20 protein-coding genes are annotated in these 26,328 nt (G+C 60.5%); 3 read left to right on the plus strand and 17 right to left on the minus strand.

The genetic code is table 11. The features are described 5' to 3' along the window. Positions 1 to 3 precede the first annotated feature (3 nt). The 12 genes from O8B93_RS07075 to O8B93_RS07130 all read right to left on the minus strand — a co-directional run bounded on the left by O8B93_RS07075 (position 4) and on the right by O8B93_RS07130 (position 16,059). A complete protein-coding gene (locus tag O8B93_RS07075) occupies positions 4 to 1,815 on the minus strand; it encodes an ABC transporter ATP-binding protein (RefSeq protein ID WP_269709135.1) in 1,812 nt (603 codons plus the stop codon). A gap of 4 nt (positions 1,816 to 1,819) precedes the next feature. Further along, positions 1,820 to 3,604, minus strand: a complete 1,785-nt coding sequence (locus tag O8B93_RS07080) for a gamma-glutamyltransferase family protein (RefSeq protein ID WP_269709136.1) — start codon at positions 3,602 to 3,604, stop codon at positions 1,820 to 1,822. A 21-nt stretch (positions 3,605 to 3,625) separates the two neighbouring features. Further along, positions 3,626 to 4,498 (minus strand): ABC transporter permease, encoded by an 873-nt coding sequence (locus tag O8B93_RS07085; protein ID WP_174030041.1) that lies wholly within the window; start codon positions 4,496 to 4,498, stop codon positions 3,626 to 3,628. Between the two features lie 10 nt (positions 4,499 to 4,508). Further along, positions 4,509 to 5,456 carry an ABC transporter permease gene (locus O8B93_RS07090; protein ID WP_006311351.1) on the minus strand — a complete coding sequence of 316 codons (948 nt, stop codon included), beginning with the start codon at positions 5,454 to 5,456 and terminating at the stop codon, positions 4,509 to 4,511. Positions 5,457 to 5,524: 68 nt separating this feature from the next. After that, complete coding sequence (locus O8B93_RS07095; RefSeq protein ID WP_269709137.1) at positions 5,525 to 7,033, minus strand: ABC transporter substrate-binding protein; 1,509 nt, start codon at positions 7,031 to 7,033, stop codon at positions 5,525 to 5,527. Between the two features lie 78 nt (positions 7,034 to 7,111). After that, entirely contained in the window at positions 7,112 to 7,873 is a 762-nt protein-coding gene (locus O8B93_RS07100) for a FadR/GntR family transcriptional regulator (RefSeq protein WP_309568496.1), read from the minus strand. A gap of 175 nt (positions 7,874 to 8,048) precedes the next feature. Continuing rightward, the gene (locus O8B93_RS07105; protein ID WP_269709330.1) at positions 8,049 to 8,915 is read right to left on the minus strand and encodes an aldose epimerase family protein; all 867 of its coding nucleotides are present in this window, start codon (positions 8,913 to 8,915) and stop codon (positions 8,049 to 8,051) included. Beyond that, positions 8,902 to 10,089, minus strand: coding sequence for a galactarate dehydratase (locus O8B93_RS07110; RefSeq protein ID WP_269709139.1), 1,188 nt, complete (start codon positions 10,087 to 10,089; stop codon positions 8,902 to 8,904). Before O8B93_RS07110 ends, O8B93_RS07105 begins: the two co-directional genes overlap by 14 nt. 44 nt (positions 10,090 to 10,133) lie before the next feature. Further along, complete coding sequence (locus O8B93_RS07115; protein WP_269709140.1) at positions 10,134 to 11,858, minus strand: ABC transporter ATP-binding protein; 1,725 nt, start codon at positions 11,856 to 11,858, stop codon at positions 10,134 to 10,136. Between the two features lie 8 nt (positions 11,859 to 11,866). Next, positions 11,867 to 12,991: an ABC transporter permease gene (locus tag O8B93_RS07120; RefSeq protein ID WP_269709142.1), complete on the minus strand. Its 1,125-nt coding sequence runs from the start codon at positions 12,989 to 12,991 to the stop codon at positions 11,867 to 11,869. Positions 12,992 to 13,000: 9 nt separating this feature from the next. Continuing rightward, positions 13,001 to 13,987, minus strand: a complete 987-nt coding sequence (locus tag O8B93_RS07125; protein ID WP_269709143.1) for an ABC transporter permease — start codon at positions 13,985 to 13,987, stop codon at positions 13,001 to 13,003. 122 nt (positions 13,988 to 14,109) lie between these two features. Beyond that, positions 14,110 to 16,059 (minus strand): ABC transporter substrate-binding protein, encoded by a 1,950-nt coding sequence (locus O8B93_RS07130; protein WP_269709144.1) that lies wholly within the window; start codon positions 16,057 to 16,059, stop codon positions 14,110 to 14,112. Positions 16,060 to 16,361: 302 nt separating this feature from the next. On the opposite strand from O8B93_RS07130, the gene O8B93_RS07135 reads away from it, so the two are divergent. The 3 genes from O8B93_RS07135 to O8B93_RS07145 are packed head-to-tail and all read left to right on the plus strand — an operon-like array spanning position 16,362 to position 18,946. After that, entirely contained in the window at positions 16,362 to 17,081 is a 720-nt protein-coding gene (locus tag O8B93_RS07135) for a FadR/GntR family transcriptional regulator (protein WP_269709145.1), read from the plus strand. Positions 17,082 to 17,138: 57 nt separating this feature from the next. Next, positions 17,139 to 18,020, plus strand: a complete 882-nt coding sequence (locus O8B93_RS07140; protein ID WP_269709146.1) for an SMP-30/gluconolactonase/LRE family protein — start codon at positions 17,139 to 17,141, stop codon at positions 18,018 to 18,020. Positions 18,021 to 18,049: 29 nt separating this feature from the next. After that, positions 18,050 to 18,946 (plus strand): dihydrodipicolinate synthase family protein, encoded by an 897-nt coding sequence (locus O8B93_RS07145; protein ID WP_269709147.1) that lies wholly within the window; start codon positions 18,050 to 18,052, stop codon positions 18,944 to 18,946. 193 nt (positions 18,947 to 19,139) lie between these two features. On the opposite strand, the gene O8B93_RS07150 is transcribed toward O8B93_RS07145, so the two are convergent. From O8B93_RS07150 to O8B93_RS07170, 5 genes are all read right to left on the minus strand, one after another. Beyond that, positions 19,140 to 20,792, minus strand: coding sequence for an OFA family MFS transporter (locus tag O8B93_RS07150; RefSeq protein WP_269709148.1), 1,653 nt, complete (start codon positions 20,790 to 20,792; stop codon positions 19,140 to 19,142). Between the two features lie 115 nt (positions 20,793 to 20,907). Beyond that, complete coding sequence (locus tag O8B93_RS07155) at positions 20,908 to 21,252, minus strand: formate dehydrogenase subunit delta (protein ID WP_269709149.1); 345 nt, start codon at positions 21,250 to 21,252, stop codon at positions 20,908 to 20,910. 75 nt (positions 21,253 to 21,327) lie between these two features. Further along, positions 21,328 to 24,210: a formate dehydrogenase subunit alpha gene (gene fdhF / locus O8B93_RS07160; protein WP_269709150.1), complete on the minus strand. Its 2,883-nt coding sequence runs from the start codon at positions 24,208 to 24,210 to the stop codon at positions 21,328 to 21,330. A gap of 4 nt (positions 24,211 to 24,214) precedes the next feature. Next, positions 24,215 to 25,771, minus strand: a complete 1,557-nt coding sequence (locus O8B93_RS07165; RefSeq protein WP_269709151.1) for a formate dehydrogenase beta subunit — start codon at positions 25,769 to 25,771, stop codon at positions 24,215 to 24,217. Next, positions 25,768 to 26,247 (minus strand): formate dehydrogenase subunit gamma, encoded by a 480-nt coding sequence (locus O8B93_RS07170; RefSeq protein WP_269709153.1) that lies wholly within the window; start codon positions 26,245 to 26,247, stop codon positions 25,768 to 25,770. The genes O8B93_RS07165 and O8B93_RS07170 overlap by 4 nt, the downstream gene beginning before the upstream one ends. Positions 26,248 to 26,328 lie beyond the last annotated feature (81 nt).

Genomic DNA, 26,328 nt, shown 5'->3' on the forward strand with positions numbered 1-26,328 from the left:
GTTTCAGGCCACCTGCACCATGTGGCCGGGTGAAACGGTCCTGTAAGTCCGTTCCGGTGTTTCATAACCCATTGCACGTATCGGGCTTTTCAGCTCGTCATTGGAAACGCTGCGTCTTATACCGCGCCGTGCCGGATCCGGCACCGGCACCGCCGCCATCAACTTTTTCGTATAGGCATGCTGCGGATTGTCGAAAACGGCGGCACGCGGACCGATTTCGACGATCTCTCCGAGATACATCACCGCCACACGGTGACTGACGCGTTCCACCACCGCCATGTCATGCGAGATGAACAGGAAAGCGAGGTTGAGGCTCTGCTGCAGGTCGAGCAATAGGTTGCAGACCTGCGCCTTGATCGAGACATCAAGCGCCGAGACGCTTTCATCGGCAACGATAACCTTGGGATCAAGCGCAAGCGCCCGGGCAATGGCGATGCGCTGGCGCTGGCCGCCGGAAAACTCATGCGGGTAGCGGCTGGCCATATCGGCCGACAGGCCGACCTTCTCCAGAAGATCGGCGGTCTTTTCCTTTGCCTGTTTCGTGGTTCCCAACTTGTGCTTGATGAAGGGTTCGGAAATCGCCGTACCGACAGTCATGCGTGGATTGAGCGAGGAGAACGGGTCCTGAAAGATCATCTGCACCGATTTGCGCATATTGCGCAGACCAACCGTATCGAGCCTCATCACATCGTAGCCATCGAGCGATACATCGCCGGACGACGGCTCCACGAGACGCATGATCGAGCGGCCGGTGGTGGATTTTCCGCAGCCGGATTCACCGACCAGCGCCAACGTCTCGCCCTGGAAGAGATCGAAGGAGACGTTTTCGACGGCATGAACCGCACCCGTCTGCCGCGCCAGCAGGCCGGAGCGGATAGGAAAACGCGTCACAAGGTTCCTGACCGACAGGACCGGCGTCTGTCCGCTCGCAACCGTCTCGGCCACCTCTTCCGCTTCGGTCGAAAGGCCGGTTTTCATGTCGAGCACCGGAAAACGCGTCGGCCATTGCCGGTCGCGCATCGAGCCGAGCTTCGGCACCGCCGAAAGCAGTGCGCGCGTGTAGGGATGCTTGCCGCGCTTGAATATCTCCTCGGTCGGCCCGGTCTCGACCTCGTCGCCGCGATACATGACGATCGTCCGGTCGGCGATTTCGGCCACCACGCCCATGTCGTGGGTGATGAAGAGAACCGACATGCCTTCCTCTTCCTGCAGCAGCTTGATGAGGTCGAGGATCTGCCCCTGAATAGTGACGTCGAGCGCCGTCGTCGGCTCGTCGGCGATCAACAGTTTCGGGCGGGAGGCGAGCGCCATGGCAATCATCACGCGCTGGCGCATACCGCCGGAAAACTGATGCGGATATTCGTCGAAACGGCTTGATGCATTGGGAATGCGAACCTTTTCCAGAAGCCGCACCGTCTCCGCCCTTGCCTGCTGCTTCGAAAGCCCTTTGTGCCTGATAAGGACTTCGGAAATCTGGCGACCGATGGTGAAGATCGGGTTGAGCGAGGTCATCGGCTCCTGAAAGATCATCGAGATATCGTTGCCGCGCACGCCGCGCATCTCCTTTTCGGAAAGCGCCAGCAGATTGCGCCCGTTCAGCAGCACTTCGCCTTCGATCCGGCTGGAGGCGGGGCTGAGCAGCCGCATGATCGACAGCGAGGTGACGGACTTGCCGGAGCCGGACTCGCCGACGATCGCGACGGTTTCGCCGGGCGCGACATCGAAGGAGACATTGCGCACAACGCTCTTCCATTCGTCGTCGACGAGAAAGGACGTGGTCAGGTTACGGACGGACAGGACGGGTTTTGTCTCCATGGTGTCAACGCCCCACCGCATAGGCCTGCATCAGCCGGGGTGTCGCGGCCGCTCGTAACAGGCCATCCGCATCCCGCCTTGCTGCGGTCAGTCGCCCGACCGACCAGGCATCGGCAACCGTGACCCGGTGGCCGCGACGGCGAAGCTCATCGAGCGTCGCCTCACCCACCGTGCTTTCCACCATGATTTCACCCGGCGAACTGGTGCGCGGATAAAACGAGCCCGGAAAATGCGAGGTGTGGAACAGAGGCATGTCGATGGACGCCTGCAGGTTCTTGCCGTGATGGGCATAACGCAGGAAGAAGGGCAGCTGCCACTGATCCTGCTGATCGCCACCGGGCGTGCCGAACACCATCGAGGGGCGGCCCTGATGCAGCGCGAGCGACGGCGTCAGCGTGGTGCGCGGGCGTTTGCCCGGCGCAAGCGAGGTCGGCAGGCCTTCCTTCAGCCAGAACATCTGGGCGCGGGAATTGAGCGCGAAACCCAGACCCGGCACGATGGGCGATGATTGCAGCCAGCCGCCCGAAGGCGTGGTGGAGACCATGTTACCCCAGCGGTCGATGACATCGATATGCACCGTGTCACCGCGCTTCTCCGTCAGATGCGACATGGTCGGCTCGTACACCGTACCCTTGCCGCTCATCTCCGCCAGCATCGCCATGGTCGCGTCCACCTGCTTTTCGTAACCGGGCACGGTGCCGGGGCGCAGGTCGAGCGACGCGTCGCTACCGATCAGTTTGCGACGCCCGACATTGTAGCCTTCAGAGAGAAGGTACTCGGTCGGGATTTGTCCGAATTCCGGGTCGCCGTAATAGACCTCACGGTCGGCAAAGGCGAGCTTCATGGCTTCGACAATGGTGTGGATGAAATCGGGACCGGACGGGTCCATGGCCGCGATGTCGAAACCTTTCAGCAGCGCAAGCGATTGCAGCAGAACCGGCCCCTGTCCCCAGGCGGGCGTCTTGGCAATCGTCCAGTCGTGATAATCAAGCGTCTGCGGCGCTTCGACGGTCGCGCTCCACCCGGCCATGTCCTGCGCCGTCAGCACGCCCTTGTGCCGTGCGCCGCTGGCATCCATGACTTCCGCCGTCTTTACGTAACTGTCGATAGCTTCCGCAACGAAACCCCGGTAGAAGGCATCCCGCGCCGCCTCGATCTGGTTTTCGCGGCCGGTGCGCGCTTCGGCTTCGGTGACGATCCGCTGATAGGTCGCGGCCAGAACCGGGTTACGGAAATTGGCGTGAGGCTCCGGAGCCGCACCACCCGGCAGCCATGTCTCATGGGAGGTCGGCCATTCCTTCTCGAAGAAATCCGCCAGCCCTTTGATGGTGGCGGAGACGCGCGGCAGTGTTGGATGCCCATGCTCGGCATAATAGATGGCGGGTTCCAGCACGTCGCGCACGCTCATCGTGCCATAATCACGCAACATCAGCATCCAGCCGTCGAATGCGCCGGGAATGACGGTTGCGAGCAGCCCGTCGCCGGGGATCAGCTTCAGCCCTTCCGACGTATAGTGCTCAATCGTCGCACCGCTTGGGGCCGGACCCTGCGCGCAGATGACTTCCACCTTGTCATTCTGCTTCGAATAAAACACGGCCGGCATGTCCCCGCCCGGACCGCAGAGATGCGGCTCGACAATCTGCAGAACGAAACCGGTGGCGACGGCGGCGTCGAAAGCATTGCCGCCCTTTTCGAGAATGGCCATGCCGACGGCCGATGCGATCCAGTGCGTTGAGGTGACGACGCCGAAGGTGCCAAGGATTTCAGGGCGTGTGGTGAATTCAGTCATTCCGATATTCCTTGTAAAAAATCATGCTTCGCGCGGATCGAGCGCGTCGCGCAGGCCGTCGCCCAGAAGATTGAAACCGATGACGACGAGGAAGATGGCGATGCCGGGCCACATCGTCATCCACGGCGCCTGGCTGAGGAAATTCTTCGCAGTGTTCAGCATTGAACCCCAGGACGGCGCCGGCGCCTGCTGGCCGAGACCGAGGAAGGAAAGGCTCGCCTCTGCGATGATGGCGGTCGCCACCGTCAGCGTCGCCTGCACGATGATCGGCGCAAAGACATTCGGCAGGATGTAACGGGTCATGATGTCGATGTGGTTGAGGCCGATGGACCTCGCGCCTTCGACATAATCCTCCATCTTGACCGCCAGCACCTGCCCGCGCGTCAGCCGCACGAAAATCGGCATGGCGGAAAGGCCGATGGCGATCATCGCATTGGTAAGGCTCGGGCCGAGGAAGGCAGCAAGCGCAATCGCCATGATGAGGAAGGGCATGGCGAGCAACGCTTCTGTGATGCGGGAGATGACCATATCAACCCAGCCGCCGAAATAGCCTGATATAAGGCCAAAGGGCACGCCGATCACCACCGCGATCATCACCGAGACGACACCGGCCATCAGCGAGGCGCGGGCGCCATAGATCATGCGCGAGAGAATGTCGCGGCCGAGATCATCGGTGCCGAGCCAGTGGGCCGCCGATGGTGCCTTGCGGATGGCCGACCAGCTGGTCGCAACCGGGTCGGCAATCGGCAGGATCGGTGCGGCAATGGCAAGCACGGCGAAGAACAACACGATGACCATGCCGACAAGCGCCGACTTGTTGCGCTTCATCTTTTTCCAGGCGCGGCTTTCCTGCCGTGTCGCCGGTACGGATAGGTTTTGATCGAGAACGGTCATGATATCAGCCTCAGATCGTCGCCCTGAGGCGGGGGTTAAGCAGGACATAGGCAATGTCGGCCAGAAGGTTCATGAGAATGAAACCAACTGCGGTGCAGAGCACGATGCCCTGTACGACGGCATAATCGCGGGTGAACACCGCATCGACCGTCATCTTGCCGAAGCCGGGAATGGTGAAGATCTGCTCCGTCAGGACCGCGCCGGCCAGCAACTCGCCGAAGAGCAGCGCCAGCAGCGTGATGACCGGCAGAAGCGCATTGCGGAAACTATGCGACAGGATGATCTCGCGAGGCGAAAGCCCCTTGGCGCGAGCGGTGCGGATGTAATCGGAACTTAACACCGCCACCATCGCCGAACGTGTATGGCGCATCAGCGTTGCCGCAAGCGCGTTGCCCAAAACGAAAGCAGGCATGATCATGGTTTCGATGGAGCGCACCGGATCAACAAAGATCGATTCATAACCGGATGCCGGCAGCCAGCCGAGTTTCACCGACACCAGCAGGATCAACATGATACCGAGCCAGAAATTCGGGATGGACAGGCCGGAAAGCGCCACGATATTGGCCGTGTAGTCGATCCACGTGTTCTTCTTGACCGCAGCGAGAATGCCGATGGGAATGCCGATGACCATGGCAAAGAACATCGCCATGACCGCCAGCTGAATGGTGACCGGCAGCTTCTGGCCGATCAGCTCCAGCACCGGCTGGTTGGTGCGCAGCGAAATGCCGAAATCGCCCGTCACCACACCGCCCAGCCAGTTGAGATACTGAAGCGGCACGGGGTCGTTGAGGCGATATTTTTCCCGCAGAAACTCAATCGTCGCTGGATCGCGCTCCTCGCCCGCCATGGCAAGCACCGGATCGCCCGGCAACAATTTTTGCAGGGAGAAAACGAAGATGGAAATGATCAGAAGCGTCGGGATCGCGACCAGCAGTCGCTTGCCGATATAGACAGGCATGGCATTGCCCCCGTTTGAGTCCGGTCTTGGGGGGCCGCACGGCAAGCCGTGCGGCCTGTTCGAAGCTGTCAGTCCTTGGAAACGCCGAGAAGGCGGATCATGCCATCGGGCGACGGCGCCCAGCCCTTGACCTTGTTGGAAATGGCATAGGCATAGGGCTGGTGGCCGAGATAGATGATCGGCATATCGTCGTTGAGGATGACGCTTGCGGCATCGTATTTTTCCTTGCGGACCGCATCTTCGGTCGAGGCGCGGGCCTCGTTCAGCAGCTTGTCGACTTCAGGATTGCAATATTTCACATCATTGATGCCGCCCTTGCAGGTGACGAACTGGTGCAGGTTGCCATCGGGATCGATACGCCCCGACCAGTCGGAACGGCTGAGCTGGTAGTTGCCGGCGGTCTGCTCGGACAGGAGCGTGGCAAATTCCGTCGCCTTCAGGGTGACGTTGAAACCGGCCTCGGCCACCATGGACTGGATGACCTGCATCATCTGCGTCTGCGTGGTGTTGTTGGCGTGCTGAAGCTCGACGTCAAGCTTCTCGTAACCCGCCTCCTTCATCAGTTGCTTGGCCTTGTCGGTATCGCGCGGCGGCACCGGCAGGTTCTGGTTGAACCACGGGCTCGTCGGCGGGAAAGCCTGATTGCCACCCTTGGACGTGCCTTCAAAGACGATCTGGCCGATGGCTTCACGGTCGATGGCATAGGAGAACGCCTGCCGCAGGCGCTTGTCCTTGCCGAGCGGATTATCCGCGCGCGCGCCATTGTTCATGTTGACATACATGGCCATGTAACCCGGCCCGATCACATCGGCATAGGTCAGCTTGGAGTCGTTCCTGACGGATTCCGCATCGGATGCCGAAATACGTTCGGCGATATCGAGGTCGCCGGCGCGAAGGTTTGCAAGCTTCACGGTCGTATCTGGGATCGGCAGATAAACGACCTTGTCGACGAGGACCTTGTCCTTGTCCCAATAGTCAGCGAATTTCTCGAGCACGATACGGTCCTGCTGGATACGCTCGACAAATTTGAACGGCCCGGCGCAAACCGGTTTCGAACCGAAATTCGCGCCCAGTTCCTTGGCCGCCTTGGGTTCGACGATCATGCCGGCGCGGTCGGAAAGCTGCGCCAGAAGGGTAACGTCGGGCGTCTTCAGCGTGAACTTCACCTCCAGCGGTCCCGTCGCCTCAACCTTCTCGACCGAGGAGAGTTCGCTTTTGCGGCGCGATTCCGGCAGCGTCATATTGCGCTCGATGGTCGCTACCACGGCAGCCGCATCAAGCGTCTCGCCATTGTGGAATTTGACGCCATCGCGGATTTTCATGGTCAGCACCTTGCCGCCTTCGGACCAGGCCCATTCGGTGGCGAGCTGGGGCACGATCTTCATGTCCTGCGAGATATCCACCAGCTTGTCGCACATGGCGGTGTAAACGATGCGGCCAACGAAGGTGCGCGATTGCGCGGGGTCGAGCACATCGGCATCGTCGTTGAGGCCGATGCGCAATTCGGACGATAGCGCCGGCGCGGCGAGCAATGCGCTGGCGAGCAGCGCCGCAGTCAGTGTCTGGATTTTCTTCATGTTCGTTCCTCTGGTCTGGTTATTTTGACTTTTTGTCATTGGCCGCCCTTGAAGGGACGACGGTTTTCATCCGAGGCCTCAAGAAGCCTCGGTCAGCGACTTATCGGCTTTGGCCGCATTGCCCTGCCCGGTTCCCTCCTCCAGAAAGCCAAGCGAGGTGGCGCGGATCAGCCTTTCCTGATGCATGAGGAGATGCTGGCGCATCGCTTCACCGGCTCTGGCGGGATCGCGGTCGGCGATGGCATCGACGATGGCCATGTGCTGTTCGAACGAAGCCCTGCCGTTCGTACCGCTGCGACGCGCCAGTTCCCGTATCGACTGCCAGGCATCGTCCTGACGAATGCGGTTGACGACATCGAAGATCGACAGGAACAGCTTGTTGCCAGCGCTCTGGGCGATCTGGCGATGGAGCGAGCCATCCCACAATTCCTTGGCGTCGGCATCCGTGCTCTGGCCGGTCTTTTGAACAAGGGCGCGCATGCGCTCCACCTCGGCCGGCTTGGCGCGCATGGCCGCAAGCTGCGCCAGTTGCGGCTCGATGCGCAAACGCACCTCCATGATTTCCATGATATCAGTGCCGGCCACCAGTTCGGTGACTTGAGCGGACCAATCGTCCGGCTTTTCACCCACAAAGGTCCCGGCCCCTTGCCGCCGCCAGATCAGACCTTCGGCTTCGAGAACCTCGAGTGCGCGACGGATCGAACGGCGACCGACATTAAAAGTCTCCGCAAAGGCCCGCTCCGTTGGCAAACGACCTTCTTTGGTCAGATCCTGCGTCTGAATATAGTCACGTAGCTTCGCCAGGGCGTAATTGGAGTTGTCGTTAGGGTTCACCGCCACATCGCACCAATCATTGAACCAATCTCACATTGGTTCATTTGGGGAGAAATTTTCTCGGACGTCAAGCGCATTTTTGAGCGGTCATAATTAGCGCTCAAAATATGGGCAAGTGGCGTTTTTTGAAGTAACTATTTGGGGCAGCGCCGCCCTGGCCTTGCCGGTACAGCGACTCTCTTCAAGGATCGATGGAGAGCCTGATGCGCCCCGACAGTCGCTCGCCGGGGGCAGCTATCCTCAGACCCTGCCCTTCCCGTCCCGCCTGCGGCAAACCAAGTGTTCCGGCGGCCATGGAAACGGGTTCGAGGCAAAGATAACGGTCCATGCGGTGGACGGCCAGATGACCGAAAACGGGATCGGCCTCGAGCCGCAGTGAAAACCTGCCGCATCGAACCTGCGCATTTGACCAATCGGTGAAATGCAGGGTGTATCCCGTCGCTGCGGGAATGGCGGGTTTAGGGAAAGGCTCTGGCGGCTGGCCGGTCGGCACGTTCTGGGCGTCCAGTGGATATTGCAGCCTGGCATCCGTCCGCGCGTCACAGTCAAGCCCAGCAGCCAGATAAGGATGCCAGCCCATCGCCATCGGCGCAGGCACATCCGCCAGATTGGTTATCGACAGTTCCACAGTGAGGCCGGCATCGTCCAGCAGGAAAGACTGTTCGGCGCGGAAAGAAAACGGCCATTCGCCGTCAGCCTTGTAATCCAGCATCAGCCCGATGCTATCGGAAGACAGACTGGAAATCTCCCATGCTCGACGGTGCGCAGGCCCATGCATGGCATCCGGCGCAAGGGCCGGATGAGGAGAAAGCTCATAGTGGATGCCCGTATGAACGAAGGAGCCGCCATAAAGCCGGTTGTGATAGGGAAACAGCGGATAAGCTCCGGCACGCGGCCAGTTGAGCGGCTCGAAACCGTCCTCGCTTGTCGGCACCAGAATATCCCCGCGGTCCGCATGGTGCAGATGGGTCATCCTGCCGCCCCATGCGGGGCGCAGGCGGGCCGAAAGCGGCCCGCAGGCAATCGCAACCGTTTCAGGCAAAGGCATAGGAACCGTCAGGCCGTTTCGGCACCCGTCTTTGCCAGTGAACATAGCCATCCTCCTGCATGGCTTTTTCATCCATCTCGACACCCCAGCCGGGGCGATCCGGCCTCAGTTCCAGATATCCGTCCTTCGGCAAATAGGGGTCGACGACATAACGGGTTTCATCCTCGCGCTTCTCAAGGTCGGTGCCGCCGTAGACGTAGCACTGTCCTTTCGGCAGTCGGTATTCGAGAATACGGAAATTCTGCTGGGCAGCGGAAAAATGCACGTTGACGGCGGTGGCGAGCGGCCCCATCGGGTTGTGCGGCGCGATGCTGACGAAATGGGCTTCCGCAAGCGCGGCGATGCGGCGCATCTCCGAAATGCCGCCGACGACGCAGATGTCGGGCTGAATAATATCCGCACCCTTTACCTGAAGAAGACGCAGGAACTCATTGCGATTATAGAGACTTTCACCAGTAGCCAGCGTGCAGTTCAGCCCCTGTTTCAGATCTCCCCACATCTCGATATTTTCCGGACGCAACGGCTCTTCGAAGAACAGCGGATCATAGGGGGCAAGCGCATTGCCCAGCTGACGGGCGGCGGCAGGCTCGAAAATCTTGGCATGGGCATCGAAGGCGATATCGTAATCGGGTCGCACGGTCTCGCGAAGCGAGCGGAAATATTCGGCCGAACTGCGCACCACCTCACCCCAGCGATGGGCGTGGATATCGAGACGCCACGGGCTGAGCTTGAAGGCCGTGAAGCCCCACTCCTCGTTCAGCCGGTCGAACTCTTCCTTGGCCGCTGGCGCGTCCGGCGCGGTATAGACGCCGGCATAGACCTTGATGCGGTCACGCACTTCGCCGCCCAGCAGCTTGTAGACAGGCACGCCGGCCGCCTTGGCGGCAAGGTCCCACAGGCAATGATCCAGCGCCGAGATTGCCGAGAGGCCGAGCGCTCCGGGTGGAAAGCGGTTCTGCTGGAGAAGGAGATTGTAGAGATACTCGACCCGCGTCGGGTCCTGCCCGGCAAGAAAACCATAGAGGTAATCCAGCACCGGCGGCAGTGCGAGATCGGGGCCGTGATTGTAACATTCGCCCCAGCCGGTCAAACCGTCATCGGTATCGAGAGCGACGACAACGCGGGGACGGTCCTTGTCGCGGGTGACGAATACCCGCATGCGATCGATTTTCATGCTTTAGTCTTCCTCATGAATGGCACGATGCAACAGCCGCGACACTATCGGGCGGCAACACCGTTCTTGATCTCGGATGGCTCGATGTAGCGGAACCTTCGGGTGCGGTCCCGATCTCGCGGGTCCGGGCGCGGAATGGCAGACAGGAGCGCCTGCGTGTACGGGTGATCCGGCGCGTTGCAAACCTTTTCGGCCTCTCCCACTTCCACCAGCTTGCCGCGATACATCACCCCGACGCGGTCGCACATATATCTGATGACACCTATGTCATGGCTGATGAAGATATAGGCGAGACCGAGTTCGTCCTGCAGCCGCATCAGCAGATCGAGCACCTGAAACCGCACTGAAACATCGAGCGCCGATGTCGCCTCGTCAGCCACGATGATGCGCGGCCGCAGCGTGATGGCGCGGGCGATGCCGATGCGCTGACGCTGGCCGCCGGAAAAGGCGTGCGGATAACGCTCGCGCCCGGCCGGGTCGAGACCCACCTGCTCCATCAGCGCGCAGACGCGCTCATCCAGCTCCTTGCCTTTCGCAATGCCGTTGACCAGCAAGGGTTCGCCGATCACCTGCGCTACCGTCATGCGCGGATTGAGCGAGCCGAACGGGTCCTGAAACACCATGCGCAACTCACGCCGCGCGGCTTTCAGTTCCGCCCCTTCGATCTTGGCGAGATCGACCACCGTGCCATCCGCCCGGCGATAAAGCATTTCGCCGCCGTTCGGATTGTAGAGGCGCATGATCGAGCGGCCCATCGTGGTCTTGCCGGAGCCGCTTTCGCCGACGATGCCGAGCGTCTCGCCCGGAAGCAGCTTGATCGAGACGCCATCCAGCGCTTTCATCTCACCGAAATGCATCGAGAGGTCGTTCACCTCGAGGATCGGGGCTGCGGCAAGATCGAGCGGCGGGCGGGCAAGCCTGATTTCCGCCTTCTGCTCCAGCTTCAGAACAGAGCCGATCAGCATGCGCGTATAGGGGTCCTGCGGATTGTGGAATATCTCATCGACGGTGCCGTATTCCTTGGCGACGCCGTGATGCATGACCAGCACGTCATCGGCAATCTGCGCCACCACACCCATGTCATGGGTGATGAATAGCACAGCCATGCCATGCGCCTTTTGCAGCCGTGATATCAGGTCGAGGATTTCGGCCTGTGTAGTGACATCGAGCGCCGTCGTCGGTTCGTCGGCGATCAATAGCTGCGGTTTGCAGGCCAGCGCCATGGCGATCATGGCGCGCTGGCGCATACCGCCGGAATACTGGAAGGCATAACGATCCAGCGCCTTTTCGGGGTTGGGAATTTCCACCTGCCGCAACAGTTCGATGGCTTCTGCCCGTGCCTGCGCCTTGCTCATCTTCAAGTGCAGCCGCAGAACTTCGGTGATCTGATCACCGACGGTATGCACAGGCGACAGCGACGACATCGGCTCCTGAAAAATCATCGAGATGTCTGCGCCACGCACCGAGCGGATGGCCCGGCTGCGCGGATCGAGCTTTGCGAGATCCAGCGACGTGCCGTCGGCACGGTTGAGGATGATCGACCCGGAGGCGATGTAACCGGGGCTGTCGATGATCTGCAGGATCGAGCGGGCGGTAACGGATTTGCCGGAACCGCTTTCGCCGACGACGCAAAGCGTCTTGCCGGGATCAATGGAGAAAGACAGATCGTTGACCGCCCGGAAAATGCCGTTTCGCACGGGAAATTCGGTGACCAGATTGCGGACGTCAAGCAGCGGTCGGGCGGACTTCATGGAGAGAATATCGCTCATCCGGGGCCTCACTTGTTATAGGGGTCGGCTGCGTCACGCAGACCGTCACCGAGCAGATTGAGTGCCATGACGGCAACGACGACAGCCACGCCGGGCAAGAACAGCCACGGTGCGGTTGCAATCGAGCGAATATTCTGCGCCTCGCGAAGCAGCACGCCCCAGGAAATGGTCGGCGGCTGGAGGCCGAGACCGAGGAAGGAAAGCGAGGTTTCCGCAAGGATCATCGCCGGAACGGCCAGCGTGACGGAGGCGATGATATGGCTCGAAAAACTGGGCAGCATGTGGCGGAAGATGATGCGTCCTTCCGGCACGCCATCCAGCCGCGCTGCGGCGACGAACTCTTCTGTCCTCAGCGACAGGAACCGGCCGCGCACGACGCGGGCAAGCTGCGCCCAGCCGGTGAGCGACAGGATGATGGTGATCATCATATATTGCAGCGTTGCCGGCCAGCCCTGCGGCAGGGCGGCGGCCATCGCCAGCCAGATGGGAATGGTGGGCAACGACAGAACGAAGTCGATCACCCGCTGCATGACGAAATCGATGCGGCCGCCATAATAACCGGAGATACCACCGAGAACGACACCAAGCAGCAGCGAGAAGAACACGCCGACGAGACCGATCGACAGCGAAATCTGCGACCCCTGCACCACCCGGCTGAAAACATCGCGGCCAAGGCGATCCGCACCGAAAAGGAAGAGCGGCCGCGTCTTGTCGGCGGAGGCCAGCAGATGGATATCCGTGGTGAACAGGCCAAATACGGAATATTCGTAGCCGCGACCGAAAAGCTGGATCGGGATTTTCTTGGCCGTATCTTCAACGAACACCGCCGCCAGCGTTTCAGGATCACGCGTCAACTTCAGCGGATAATAATGCAGACCAAGCGAGAGGCCGTCCGTCGTATCGATGAAGTGGACGCGTTGCGGCGGATGGAATGTGGCGCGTGCGTTCTGCAGTATCGGATCGTTGATAGCGAAAAACCCGGGCAGAAGCGCAACGATATACATGGCGATGGTGATGAACAGGGCGGCCATGGCCAGCTTGTGGCGCTTGAACGCCCACCAGATGAGCTGCCACTGCGAGGCGACGGCGGCGCGGTCCGGCCGGATGTTGGTGGTCATAGTGATATCGCTCATGGCGCCCTCCTATTCGAGACGGATGCGCGGATCGACCAGCGCAAGCAGGATGTCGCTGATCAGCGATCCGATCAGCGTCAGGGCGCAGATCAACAGCACGAAAGCGCCGGCGAGATACATGTCCTGCGCCATCAGCGACTGCAAAAGCAGCGGCGCGGCCGTGGGCAGATTGAGCACGATGGCGACCACCACGGAGCCCGAAATGAGATTGGGCAGCAGCCAGGCGATGGTGGAAATGAACGGGTTGAGCGCAATTCTCAGAGGATATTTCGTCAGCAGCCGGAACTCGGACAATCCCTTCGCACGTGCCGTGGTCACATAGGGCTTGGGCAATTCGTCCAGCATGTTGGCGCGCATGACGCGGATGAGGCTTGCGGTGGACGACACGGCAAGGATGGCGACCGGCAGCCAGATATGGGCCATCAGGTCGATCATCTTGGCGATGCTCCAGGACGCCGTTTCATATTCTGCCGAAAACAGCCCGCCGACATCGGCCCCGAACTCCACCGCCGCGACATACATCAGCACCAGCGCCAGCAGGAACGACGGTATGGACAGGCCGAAAAAGGAAAAGGCGGTGAAAAGATAATCGCCGATCGAATATTTGCGCACGGCGGAGAAAACGCCGATCGGAAGGGCGATGGCCCAGGTGGCGAGAAGGCTGGCGACGGCCAGAACCAGCGTCAGCGCCATGCGCTCCCAGATCAGGCCGGAAACCGGCTGCTGCCATTCGAACGAAATGCCGAAATCACCGCGGCTGACGATGCCCCATATCCATTTCAGATATTGCACGATCATCGGGTCATCGAGACCGAAGCGTTCACGCAGCTGCGCCGCCGTATTGTGGTCGATAACCTCGTTTGAGGCAGCCAATGTGGCGATGTAGGTCGTCACATAATCGCCGGGTGGCAGCTGGATCAGCACAAAGGCAAGGAAACTGACGGCAAACAGGGACGGTATCATCCACAGCAGGCGTTTGACGATAAAAAGCAGCATGTCGCTCTCGCAATCACATTATACCGCACGCACCGCCTTCCACTAAGAAGACGGGTTTGTGGGTGGTAGAAACAACCTGAAAGGCGTCGCCGCGTTTAGGCAGCGACGCCCATGTGGCGGTGTCAGCTTGTGAAGGTGAACTGTTGCGGCAGCGCCGGGCCGGGATTGGGCCACGACCAGCTGTCGGGCTCGGTTTCCGGCACATTGCGCAGATTGTTGCGGATGATGCCGAAACCACCGACAGCAAGGCAGAGGCCGATCGTCTCGAACTCGTCCGCCGCGATATCGAAGATTTCCTTCATCTTCTCGCCGCGCTTGGCAAGGTCGGCTGTCGAGCGCGCCTCGTCGAACAGTTTGAAGCGTTTCTTTTGGCTTTCCGGCGGCTCCTCGCCCTTCTGGCCGTTGGATGTGTACCAGAGCGCCCACGGGATGGCGTAACGCGAACCCTGCGGATGGAAGGCGAAGAAATCGCGCGGGTCGAGCATCGGATCGAGACCGCCGGGGCCGGGCCAGACCGCCGCATCATGCGCGTTATCATCGCCACGCGTGTAATAGAGCGCGCGTTCGATGGTGTTGACCTTGATATCGACGCCGATCTGCGCCCACTGCGCCTTCACCAGTTCCAGCGCATCGACCAGATCGGGATAGAGCGTCGGGATGACATCGATCGAGAAGAAGATCGGCTGGCCGTCAGGACGCAACCGCATGCCATTTCCGTTCTTCTTGTCGTAACCGGCCTTGTCGAGAAGATCATTGGCCTTGGCGGCATCATATTCGGTATACTGGCGCGCCAGCTTTTCATTGTACCAGGGATGTGTCGGGCGTGGCCCGGCCTGATAACCCTCGCTCTGGCCGAAATAGACGATGTCGATGATTTCCTGCCGGTTGAGCGCGACGGACAGCGCCTGACGGAACGACTTGTCGGCGAACATCTTGCGCATCGCCGGGTCTTTATGGGTGATGTTGAGGTATATCTGGCACTGCTGCGAGGCAGACGGCACCAGCGTCAGCAGGCGGTAATCGCCCTTTTTCATGTTCTGCGACAGGGTCGGCTTGTTGGCGAGAACGCTGATATGGCGTTCCTGAATGTCGATCTTGCCGGAAATGACGTTCAGCATCAGCGATTCGACATCCTGCGAGATGCCGAAATTGACTTCGTCGATGTAAGGAAGCTGATTGCCTTCGGTATCGACCTGCCAGAAGTAAGGATTGCGGGTCATGACCACACGGGTCGCGCCGCCAGAATAGGGTTCCTTCACCACCCACGGGTCAAGCGTCGGCTTGTCGACATTCGACCAGCGCGACGGGATTTCGATGTCGCCACACTTGGCGCGGAACAGTTCCGTCCAGCTGGATACGCCGGCCGCCTTCACATCGGCATCGAGCGCCGTGTTGTATTTCGGCAGAAACTTGCTGCAATAATGCTTGGCAAACAGCGTTGGGTGCTGGCCGAGCGGTGTGGCGAGGTTTTCGAGATAGAGCGCATTTGGCGCTGCGAATTTGAACCTGACCGTGAAATCATCGACTTTTTCGACATCAACTGCCTTGCCGGCGACGGAGAGCTGCGCTGGCGTTGCGCTGTAAAGCTCCTTGTTCTTGATGCAGTCCTCGATGGCGAACACCACGTCATCTGCGGTGAAGGGATGTCCGTCAGACCATTTCGCACCCTGCAACAGATGGAAGGTGAACTGCGAGGCGTCGTCATTGACCTCCCATTTTTCAGCGAGATTCGGCAGAACTTCGGTGAAATCCATGTTCCAGCGAACCAGCCCCTGATTGCCGACCATGCGCAGGATGCCGTTATGGTCCGACGAGCCGCGCAGGCCGCGGCGCAATGTGCCGCCATAGGTGCCGATCTTTTCATGCGGCGTCACCACCATCGGATTTTTCGGCAGGCGCTCGGCCAAAGGCGGCAATTTGCCGTCCTTTACCAAGGCCGCCAGGTCCGGTGCTTCCTTGCCAGTGGCAGCCCGGGCCGAGGTCCCGATGACTGAAAGGGCGGCGACGCCGCCAAGCCCAGCCACAAAGGTTCGGCGCGTCACGCCCAGCGAAAATTTATCCCCATCGCGCATCGATTATCCTCCCAAAAAATCACCGGCAGCGAGACGGCTTTCACCGTATCGCGACAGCCCTCCCGGCCAGCCAGCACACCGATCCTCCATCGGCAGGGCCAGACCATATGGGCGTTTTCAGATGATTACAAGTATTGACAGATTTTTACATATTTTTTATTCCTAGCTCACTTTTTACGAGCAGACTTGCGGAAAAACTCGGGATCACAGCACCCTCGATTACACGACGCCGGTATTTTCCCATTGCGGATGAAGTACAGGAAACCCATTAACTTCAGCGATTTGCAACGGAAGGGCTGCTGATGGACAATGCAACAACATCTGCTGCCGCTCGAGGCGAGACTCGCTTGAGCGACATCATCTACGAAAAAATCATCGGCATGATTTCCGACGGCCGGTTTCCGGTCAATGAACGGCTGCCATCGGAGCAGAATCTCGCCTCGATGTTCGGCGCGTCCCGGCCGGTCGTGCGTGAGGCGCTGGAGCGACTTCGCAACGATGAGCTTATCGTTTCGCAGAAGGGATCCGGTTCTTATGTACGCCAGCAGCCGGATTCTTCCGTGCTGCAACAGGTGCCAGTCGGCTCGCTCGCCGACGTGCAGCGTTTTTTCGAGTTCAGGGCAGGACTGGAGGCTTCCGCCGCTGAGCTTGCGGCGCGCAACTGGCAGCCAGCCGACAAGTTACGCATCGAGCAGGCGATTACCGCATTGGAACAGTGTCTTGAGCGCAACGATCTCGGTGCGGACGAAGACTTTGCCCTGCATGAAGCCATCGCGAAGGCGAGCCATAACCAGTTCCACATCACCGTACGGATCTGGTTCAAACCGCATTTCGCCATCGGCCAATCGGTGACACGCAGCCTCAGTCTCAAACGGACGTCGCAGCATGTGCGCGAGGTCCAGAACGAGCACACATCCATCGTGGAAGCGATTTTTGCGCGGCGGGAGCAGGCTGCTCATGACGCGATGAAAGACCACATATTAAAGGCGCGCGCCCGCATGTTTCAGGGCGTAGGCGGTTAGGCCGCGTCCAGCAATTTCGAAGACGGCATCGTAGAGGACGACGAGGGAGAGGAACCAGTGAGCCAGCCGCGCATAATAGAACCGAAGCTCCGTTCCCTGATCGATATTCCATTGAAGGTCGGCGAATCGCCGGCATGGGATGAGCGAACCGGCGACCTGTGGTTCGTCGATATTCTCGCACCCGCCATTTTCCGCCTCTCGCAGAGTGGAAAACTCGATAGATACGATATGCCCGCGCAAGTGGGCTGTCTCGGGCTTTGCGACAACGGTATGGTCGTGGCTGGCCTCAAAACCGGAGTTCACCTTCTCGATCCGGCCACCGGTAAGCTCGAACTTCTGTGCGACCCCGACGAAGGACGACCCGACAGCCGCCTCAATGACGGCAAGGTCGGCCCGGACGGCCACTTCTGGGTGGGAACCCGCGATGAGGCCGCCGTACAGACAGGCAATGCGCGTCTCTATCGCGTCGCGCCGGATGGCGGCGTCGAGCGCATCATCGACGGCGATATGTTCACTTCAAACGGGCTTGCCTGGAGCCCCGATGGAAAGCGGATGTATCATTCCGACAGCAGCGGCCTCATGTATCAGGTTTTCGATTTCGATGCCGCCACTGGCAAGCTTGGTCCCGCCGAACGCCTCCATGATTTTGCTCCCGACGAAGGCAGGCCGGATGGCGCGGCGACCGATAACGAAGGCTGTTACTGGAGCGCCGGCGTTCAGGCGGGCCGCCTCAATCGCTTTTCACCTGACGGGGAGTTGTTCGAGGTCTACAGGCTGCCATTCAAGGGGCCGACCATGCCGTGTTTCGGTGGTCCGGACCTCAAAACGATCTATCTCACCAGTCTCGTGACCGAGACGAACGGAATTACCACCGCAGGAATGCTTGTTTCATTCGACGCCCCTGTCGCGGGCACGCCGGTTCACAAATTCTCCATCTGAGACGCCCTTCTATCTTGAGGAACAAACTGATGACGACATTCGATTTTCGCCAGGCGCTGCAGGGCATCTCCGGCGTTCCCGTGACGGCTTATGATGCAGGCGGCGAAGTGGACACTGGCGTCACCGCCGAGGTTTACGCCCGCGTTGCCAAGGCAGGCATCCACAATATCGTCGCGGCGGGCAATACCGGCGAATTCTACGCCCTGACGCCGGCGGAAATTCTGACGGTCTATGAAGCCGCGATAAAAGGTGTCGACGGGAAAGCCCCGGTCACGGCGGCAATCGGGCGCTCCCAGCGGGAGGCGCTGTCCATGGCGCATCAGGCACGGGAAATGGGCGCATCCGCCGTCATGTCCCACCAGCCGGTCGACCCTTTCGCAGCCCCGCAATCGCAGATCGATTATTTCATCGGTCTGGCCGAGGCCAGCGAATTGCCGCTGGTCGCCTATGTCCGCGCGGATGGTTTTTCGGTCGATGACATGGTGAGACTGTCCAGCCATCCGAATGTTGCGGGCATCAAGTTCGCGACAACGGACATCATGCTTCTGTCGCGCGCGATTGCCGCCTCTGATCCGAACGGCGCGCTCTATGTCTGCGGCCTGGCGGAAAGCTGGGCGCCGGCCTTTTCCGCCGCCGGCGCACGCGGTTTCACCTCGGGTCTCGTCAATGTCGCACCGCAATTTTCCCTGCAGGTTCATGACGCCCTGACAGCAGGCGATTTCCGGGCCGCACGGAAGATCGTTGAAAAGATCGAATTGTTCGAACGGCTGCGGACCAGATATCGCAATGGCGCCAATGTGACCGTGGTGAAGGAAGCCATGGAAATTCTGGGGCTTGAGGTTGGCCCGGTGCGCGCGCCGGGGCTTGCGCGTCTGGACAAAGAGGACCGCGCGACGCTTGAAGGGTTGCTTGCCAGCTGGCGTTGATGGACGCCTCAACACAAAGCTTTGCGTGATTGGTTTTAAACCTGCGCCAAGACCGTTATCGGTCGCGAGTACGGGATCGGTCGGTGCAATATGGCTCGAACCGCCCCCCTCTTACGTTCTGCTCATGGAATATGCCGGCCATGAGCCGGCATATTCTCGCTGATCGGAAAGCTGCACGAGTTGTGATCGAAGCTCAGCCGAACAGTGCAAGGCTGCTTTTCACCGTGACCCACACGCCCCAGAGCAGTGGAATGCCGACAGCAGCCCAGGCAAGAGCCGCCTTGGCATCCAGCCCGCCGCGGCCGATGCCGAAGGAGCCTGTCGGACCGGCATTGGCAGCCGCCGTCTTCGCCTGCAATGTCGCGACCTCCGCATCGGACATGAACCACTTGTCGGCAAGCGGCCGCACGAAGGCATTGGCGACAAGGCCGATGGCCAGCATCCCGGCAAGGATATACATGGTGCTGGTATAAAGCGCAGGCCCCGGAGCAACGCCCGCTGCGATCTGTGCCTCGCGGATATAGTTGACGACCACGGGTCCGGCGATGCCGGCCGTCGCCCATGCCGTCAGCAGACGGCCATGGATCGCCCCCACAAACTGCGTGCCGAAAATATCGGCGAGATAGGCGGGAATGGTCGCAAAACCACCGCCATACATGGAGAGGATGATGCCGAAGGCGAGCACGAAGAGCGCCTTGTTGCCCATCGTCGCCAGCGTTGGCGCCAGCGCATAAAGAATGATGCCGAGAATGAAAAAGCAGAAATAGGTGTTCTTGCGCCCGATCTTGTCGGACATCGACGCCCAGAAGAAACGGCCACCGATATTGAACAGCGACAGGAGCCCGGTGAAACCGGCGGCAATCGCCGCGATCTGTGCCTTCTGTCCCGCATCGAGATCGGCAAAACCGACACCCGGCAGGCCGATCAGCGAACCGGCAAAGATTTCCTGCAACATCGGCGACGCCATGCCGATGACGCCGATACCGGCAGAAACATTGAGGCAGAGAACCGCCCAGATCAGCCAGAACTGTGGGGTCTTGTGCGCATCACGCAGATGGACGTGGCGGGTGGTGATCATGGCGCTTTTGGCCGCCGGTGCTGTCCAACCTTCCGGACGCCAGCCGGCCGGGGGGATACGGTAACCGAAGGCGCCAGCCATCATGAAGGCGAAATAGACCAGCGCCATGACGACGAAGGTCTGCCAGACACCAATAGACGCTTCGGTCTTGAAGGTATTCATCAGCAGGTTGGCGAGCGGCGCACCGATCATCGCACCACCGCCAAAGCCCATGATGGCCATGCCTGTCGCCATGCCGCGACGGTCCGGGAACCATTTGATCAGGGTCGAGACCGGCGAAATATAACCGAGGCCGAGGCCGATGCCGCCGATGACGCCTGCACCAAGCCACATCAGCCAGAGCTGATGGGTGGCGACGCCGATTGCGGCCACCAGAATGCCGCCGCACCAGCAGCAGGCGGAAACGAAGCCCGCCTTGCGGGGTCCCACCCGTTCCAGCCAGCCGCCCCAGATGGCCGCCGAGCAGCCGAGAAGCACGAAGAACAGCGTATAAATCCAGCCAAGATCGGCCACGCGCCAGTTACACTCCGTGGTAAAGAGCGCGCCCATCAAGGTCAGACTGGAGCAGCTCGGATCGGTGACCGGCAGCGCTTTCGACAGCGGCAGCCAGAACACGCTGAAACCATAGGCCATGCCGATGCATAAATGGATGGCAAGCGCTGCCGGCGGCACCAGCCAGCGATTGAAACCCGGTCTTGCGATTATTCGTTCGCGGTCCAAAAACCCGGCCTGCGCCGCCTCTCCCGCCGTTGCGTCTGCTACTGCCATCGACATTACCTCCCTCGTGGATGTCTGGACATTTTCCATTCGCCCCGCCAGGCGAACGTCGATACCGCCGAACGTCCTCCCGTGCGGCGAAAAGCTTTATGGGTCTTCGCCCGGATCAGGCACGCGTCGGTTCCGGCACGCTCGGTTCTGACAGGGACTCACCCGCAATCGGTCCCTTCCCGCCCGGCGCGCCCTTGGCATCGTCGCCGAGCCCCACGGCACCGGCTGCCGGCGCATCGGGCCTTCTGATCTCTTTCGATGCGGCAAGCACGAGCGGCAGGAAATCGCCCGCGCCGGCATCCACCATCTCGAAGAAGCGGCGGCGCATGCGCGGTTCCCAGAACTTGTTGATATGCGTGGCAACGCCGTCCACACGAATATCTTCCGGCTGCGACAGGAAAAACGTCGCGATCTGGTTCGCCATCCTCACCAGCTTTTCATCCGTGTGATTGAGCAACATGACTTACTCCCCGCGCCGGCTCCTCGGGCCAGCGCCTCCATGAATGAGAAGGCCGGGACTAGGCCCGGCCCCCGATTATTCCGCAGCTTCGAGCTTGCCGGCGATCCGGCGGGACTGACGCGCGAGCGCATCATATTCTTCCTGCCATTCCGTCGGCCCGTTGGAGGGCGAGACCTGAACCGCCGTCACCTTGTATTCCGGGCAATTGGTCGCCCAGTCGGAGAAGTCGGTGGTGATGACGTTCGCCTGCGTGCCGGGGTGGTGGAAGGTCGTATAGACCACACCCGGCGCCACGCGGTCGGTGATCAGCGCCCGCAGCGTCGTATCGCCTGACCGGCTGACGAGCTTGATCCAGTCGCCATCCTTCACGCCGCGCTGTTCGGCATCGTGCGGATGGATTTCCAGACGATCCTCCTCGTGCCAGACGACGTTTTCGGTGCGCCGTGTCTGCGCGCCGACATTGTATTGCGACAGGATGCGGCCGGTGGTGAGCAGCAGCGGGAAACGCGGACCGGTGCGTTCGTCCGTCGCCACATATTCGGTGCGGATGAACTTGCCCTTGCCACGCACGAAACCGTCCACATGCATGATCGGCGAACCCTCAGGGAATTTTTCGTTGCAGGGCCACTGCACCGAACCCTTCTCTTCCAGATAGGCATAGGAGACGCTGGCGAAACTTGGGGTCGTTGCCGCAATTTCATCCATGATCTCGGAGGGATGTGTGTAATTCCAGGCAAGACCCATGGCCTGGGCGAGCTTCTGGGTCACTTCCCAGTCGGCATAACCGTTCTTCGGCGACATGACCTTGCGCACGCGGTTGATGCGGCGCTCCGCGTTGGTGAAGGTGCCGTCCTTTTCGAGGAAGGTGGAACCCGGCAGGAACACATGCGCATAATTCGCGGTCTCGTTCAGGAAGAGATCGTGAACCACAACACATTCCATGGCGGCAAGGCCGGCGGACACATGTTTGGTGTCCGGATCGGACTGGAGGATATCCTCACCCTGAATGTAAATGCCCTTGAAACTGCCATCGACGGCCGCGTCCAGCATGTTGGGAATACGCAGCCCCGGTTCGTTGTTGAGCTTCACGCCCCAGAGTTTCTCGAACACGTCGCGTGTCGCATCGTCTGAAATATGGCGATAGCCCGGCAACTCGTGCGGGAAAGACCCCATGTCGCAGGAACCCTGCACATTGTTCTGACCGCGCAGCGGATTGACGCCCACACCCGGGCGGCCAATGTTGCCCGTGACCATGGCGAGGTTGGCGATCGCCATGACAGTAGTCGAACCCTGGCTGTGTTCGGTGACACCGAGACCGTAGTAGATCGCGCCATTGCCACCCTGGGCATAAAGCCGGGCCGCACCGCGCAATTCTTCCGCTGGAACACCGGTATAGCTTTCGGTTTCTTCCGGGCTGTGCTGCGGCTCGGCAACGAAGGCTGCCCAGTCTTCGAATTCCGACCAGTCGCAGCGCTCGCGGATGAAGGTCTCGTTGAACAGCCCTTCGATGACGATGACATGTGCAAGCGATGTCAGCACCGCCACATTCGTTCCGGGCTTCAGCGGCAGGTGGAAAGCGGCCTCCACATGCGGCGTGCGCACAAGATCGATACGGCGCGGATCGATGACGATCAGTTTAGCACCCTGGCGCAGCCGCTTCTTCAGCCGTGAGCCGAAGACCGGATGGCCGTCGGTCGGATTGGCGCCGATGACGAGCACCACATCGGATTGCTCGACGCTGTCGAAATTCTGCGTGCCGGCGGAGGTGCCGAAGGCCTGGCCGAGGCCATAACCCGTCGGCGAATGGCAGACGCGGGCGCAGGTATCCACGTTATTGTTGCCGAAGCCGGCGCGGATGAGTTTCTGGACGAGGAAGGTTTCTTCATTCGTGCAGCGGGACGAGGTGATGCCGCCGATGGATTCCCGGCCATAGCTGCCCTGAATCCGCTGAAACTCCGAGGCGACGTGGGAGAAGGCTTCTTCCCAGGTGACTTCCCGCCAGGGATCGCTGATCTTTTCGCGGATCATCGGGTTGAGAATACGATCCCTGTGGGTCGCATAACCATAGGCAAAACGGCCTTTGACGCAGGAATGGCCGCGGTTTGCCTGCCCGTCCTTCCACGGCACCATGCGCACCAGCTCCTCGCCGCGCATTTCCGCCTTGAACGAGCAGCCGACGCCGCAATAGGCGCAGGTGGTCACCATCGAATGTTCCGGCTGGCCGATCTCGATCACCGATTTTTCGGTAAGCGTCGCGGTCGGACAGGCCTGCACGCAGGCGCCGCAGGAAACGCAGTCGGAATCAAGAAAAGCCTCATGCGCGCCGGGCGATACGCGGCTCTCGAAACCACGGCCTTCGATCGTCAGCGCAAAGGTGCCCTGCACCTCCTCGCAGGCCCGCACGCAGCGGGAACAGACGATGCATTTGGACGGATCATAGGTGAAATAGGGATTGCTTTCGTCCTTCGGCATCCAGCGGGCATTGAGATCGCCCTCTCCGGTGCGGGACTTGACGTGATTGTCGCCCTCGTAACCGTAACGCACATCGCGAAGGCCGACCGCGCCCGCCATGTCCTGCAACTCGCAATCGCCGTTGGCCGCGCAGGTCAGACAGTCGAGCGGGTGGTCGGAGATATAAAGCTCCATCACGCCCTTGCGTATCTGCTTCAGCCGCTCGGTCTGGGTATGCACGACGAGACCGGCAGCGACCGGCGTGGTGCAGGAGGCGGGGGTGCCGTTACGGCCCTCCACCTCGATAAGACAGAGGCGACAGGAACCGAAGGCATCCACCATGTCGGTGGCGCAGAGTTTCGGCACATCGATGCCCGCCTCGCGCGAAGCGCGCATGATCGAAGTTCCGGCCGCCACCGTCACCTGCCGGCCGTCGATGGTGAGCGTTACCATGTCGGTCGCGAGGGATTTGGGGGTTCCATAGTCGAATTCGGTTACAAGGGCCATGGTCTTACTCCGCCGCTTCAACACGTGGGATGGGGGCAAAATCTTGCGGGAAATGCCTGAGCGCGCTCATGACAGGATAGGGCGTGAAGCCGCCCAGCGCACAAAGAGAACCAAATTTCATCGTTTCGCAGAGATCTTCGAGCAGCGCCGTGTTTTTCTCCCGCTCGATGCCAAGCGCAATCTTGTCGACAGTCTCGACGCCGCGCGTCGAGCCGATACGACAGGGCGTGCATTTGCCGCAGCTTTCGACGGCGCAGAACTCCAGCGCAAACCTGGCCTGATGCAGCATGTCCGCGGTGTCGTCGAAAACCACGATACCGGCATGGCCGATGAGGCCGCCCGCAGCAGTAAAGGCTTCGTAGTCGAAGATCGTGTCGAACAGCGACACCGGGAAATAGGCGCCGAGCGGCCCCCCCACCTGCACCGCCTTGACCGGGCGGCCGGTGATGGTGCCGCCACCGATATCATTCACCAGCTGCCCAAGGGATAAGCCGAAGGCGGTCTCGTAAAGACCGCCATACCTGATGTTTCCAGCAAGCTGGATGGGGATGGTGCCATGCGAACGGCCGACACCGAAGTCGCGATAGAAAGCAGCGCCACGATCCATGATGACGGAAATGGAAGCCAGCGAAATCACGTTGTTGACGACGGTCGGCTTGCCGAACAGTCCCTGCAATGCCGGCAGCGGCGGCTTGGCGCGCACCGTTCCACGTTTGCCTTCCAGGCTGTTCAGGAGCGAGGTCTCCTCGCCGCAGACATAGGCGCCGGCGCCCATGCGTACTTCCATGTCGAAAGCGCGGCCGGAACCGAGGACGGAGGGCCCAAGAATGCCCTCGCGTCTTGCGATCTCGACCGCCTTTTCCATGACCTTGATGGCGTAGGGATACTCCGAACGGGTATAGATGAAGCCCTTGGTCGCGCCAACGGCAAGGCCGGCAATCGCCATGCCTTCGATCAGCACGAAGGGGTCGCCTTCCATGATCATGCGGTCGGCGAAGGTGCCGCTGTCGCCCTCATCAGCGTTACACACGATATATTTCTGATCGGCCACCGCATCCGCAACGGTCTTCCATTTGATACCGGTCGGGAAACCAGCCCCGCCGCGTCCACGCAGGCCGCTTTCAGTGACCTGCGCAACGATGGCGAGCGGCTCCATGGCGACGGCTTTTTCGAGGCCTTTCATGCCCTGATAGGCGCGATAATCCTCCAGCGACAAGGGATCGGTCACGCCACACCGGGCAAAGGTCAGGCGCGTCTGGTTCTTCAGGAAGGGAATGTCCTTCGTTGGCCCAAGACAGAGACGGTGATCGCCACCGGCAAGAAAATCCGCCTCGAAAAGTGAAGCGACATCGGCGGCCTTTACCGGCCCGTAGGCGATACGGCCATGCTCGGTGCGCACTTCCACCAGCACTTCAAGCCAGAGCATGCCGCGCGAACCATTGCGGACAATATGGACATCGACGTTGCGGCTGGCCGCCTCTCGGGCGATGGCGTCGGCTACGCGGTTTGCGCCGACGGCAAGTGCGGCGGAATCGCCGGGGACAAAAACGGTGACACTCATCGGCGCGCCTCCGTCAGAATATCACCAAGACAGTCCTCATCAAGACGGGCATGGACTTCGCCATCCAGCATCAGGGCCGGCGCCTGCGCGCAGAGCCCGAGACAGAAAACCGGTTCCAGCGTGACCGAGCCATCAGGCGCGGTTTCATGCCAGTCGAGACCGAGGCGGTTCTTGATGGTTTCCGCAAGAGGCTCGCCACCCATCGACTGGCAAGCCTCGGCGCGACAGAGCTTTAAGACATGTCGGCCGTGGGGATGATCACGAAAATCGGGATAGAAGGTGACGACGCCATGAACTTCCGCGCGCGATATGTTCAGCGCGGAGGCGATGATCTGCTTGGCGCTTTCCGGGATATAGCCAAATTCTTCCTGCACGGCGTGCAGGATCGGCAGTAAAGCTCCCTCCAGCTGGAGAAATTCATCAATGACAGCGGAAACACGGGCCGCCTCATCTGCGGCAACCGCTCTGATATTCATAAGCCAGTCCTCCCAAACCGACAGGGGCAGGAAATGATGAGCGGGATATGGTCAAATCCCGTCGCAACCCCTGCATTGGCT

The organism is Martinezella rhizogenes, from assembly GCF_027460065.1.
Lineage (GTDB): Bacteria > Pseudomonadota > Alphaproteobacteria > Rhizobiales > Rhizobiaceae > Agrobacterium > Agrobacterium rhizogenes_C.

Coding starts and splice junctions, on each gene's coding strand:
- O8B93_RS07075 (WP_269709135.1), bottom strand. CDS start 1,815: ATGGAGACAAAACCCGTCCTGTCCGTCCGTAACCTGACCACGTCCTTT.
- O8B93_RS07080 (WP_269709136.1), bottom strand. CDS start 3,604: ATGACTGAATTCACCACACGCCCTGAAATCCTTGGCACCTTCGGCGTC.
- O8B93_RS07085 (WP_174030041.1), bottom strand. CDS start 4,498: ATGACCGTTCTCGATCAAAACCTATCCGTACCGGCGACACGGCAGGAA.
- O8B93_RS07090 (WP_006311351.1), bottom strand. CDS start 5,456: ATGCCTGTCTATATCGGCAAGCGACTGCTGGTCGCGATCCCGACGCTT.
- O8B93_RS07095 (WP_269709137.1), bottom strand. CDS start 7,033: ATGAAGAAAATCCAGACACTGACTGCGGCGCTGCTCGCCAGCGCATTG.
- O8B93_RS07105 (WP_269709330.1), bottom strand. CDS start 8,915: ATGCCTTTGCCTGAAACGGTTGCGATTGCCTGCGGGCCGCTTTCGGCC.
- O8B93_RS07110 (WP_269709139.1), bottom strand. CDS start 10,089: ATGAAAATCGATCGCATGCGGGTATTCGTCACCCGCGACAAGGACCGT.
- O8B93_RS07115 (WP_269709140.1), bottom strand. CDS start 11,858: ATGAGCGATATTCTCTCCATGAAGTCCGCCCGACCGCTGCTTGACGTC.
- O8B93_RS07120 (WP_269709142.1), bottom strand. CDS start 12,991: ATGAGCGATATCACTATGACCACCAACATCCGGCCGGACCGCGCCGCC.
- O8B93_RS07125 (WP_269709143.1), bottom strand. CDS start 13,987: ATGCTGCTTTTTATCGTCAAACGCCTGCTGTGGATGATACCGTCCCTG.
- O8B93_RS07130 (WP_269709144.1), bottom strand. CDS start 16,059: ATGCGCGATGGGGATAAATTTTCGCTGGGCGTGACGCGCCGAACCTTT.
- O8B93_RS07135 (WP_269709145.1), top strand. CDS start 16,362: ATGGACAATGCAACAACATCTGCTGCCGCTCGAGGCGAGACTCGCTTG.
- O8B93_RS07145 (WP_269709147.1), top strand. CDS start 18,050: ATGACGACATTCGATTTTCGCCAGGCGCTGCAGGGCATCTCCGGCGTT.
- O8B93_RS07150 (WP_269709148.1), bottom strand. CDS start 20,792: ATGGCAGTAGCAGACGCAACGGCGGGAGAGGCGGCGCAGGCCGGGTTT.
- O8B93_RS07155 (WP_269709149.1), bottom strand. CDS start 21,252: ATGTTGCTCAATCACACGGATGAAAAGCTGGTGAGGATGGCGAACCAG.
- fdhF (WP_269709150.1), bottom strand. CDS start 24,210: ATGGCCCTTGTAACCGAATTCGACTATGGAACCCCCAAATCCCTCGCG.
- O8B93_RS07165 (WP_269709151.1), bottom strand. CDS start 25,771: ATGAGTGTCACCGTTTTTGTCCCCGGCGATTCCGCCGCACTTGCCGTC.
- O8B93_RS07170 (WP_269709153.1), bottom strand. CDS start 26,247: ATGAATATCAGAGCGGTTGCCGCAGATGAGGCGGCCCGTGTTTCCGCT.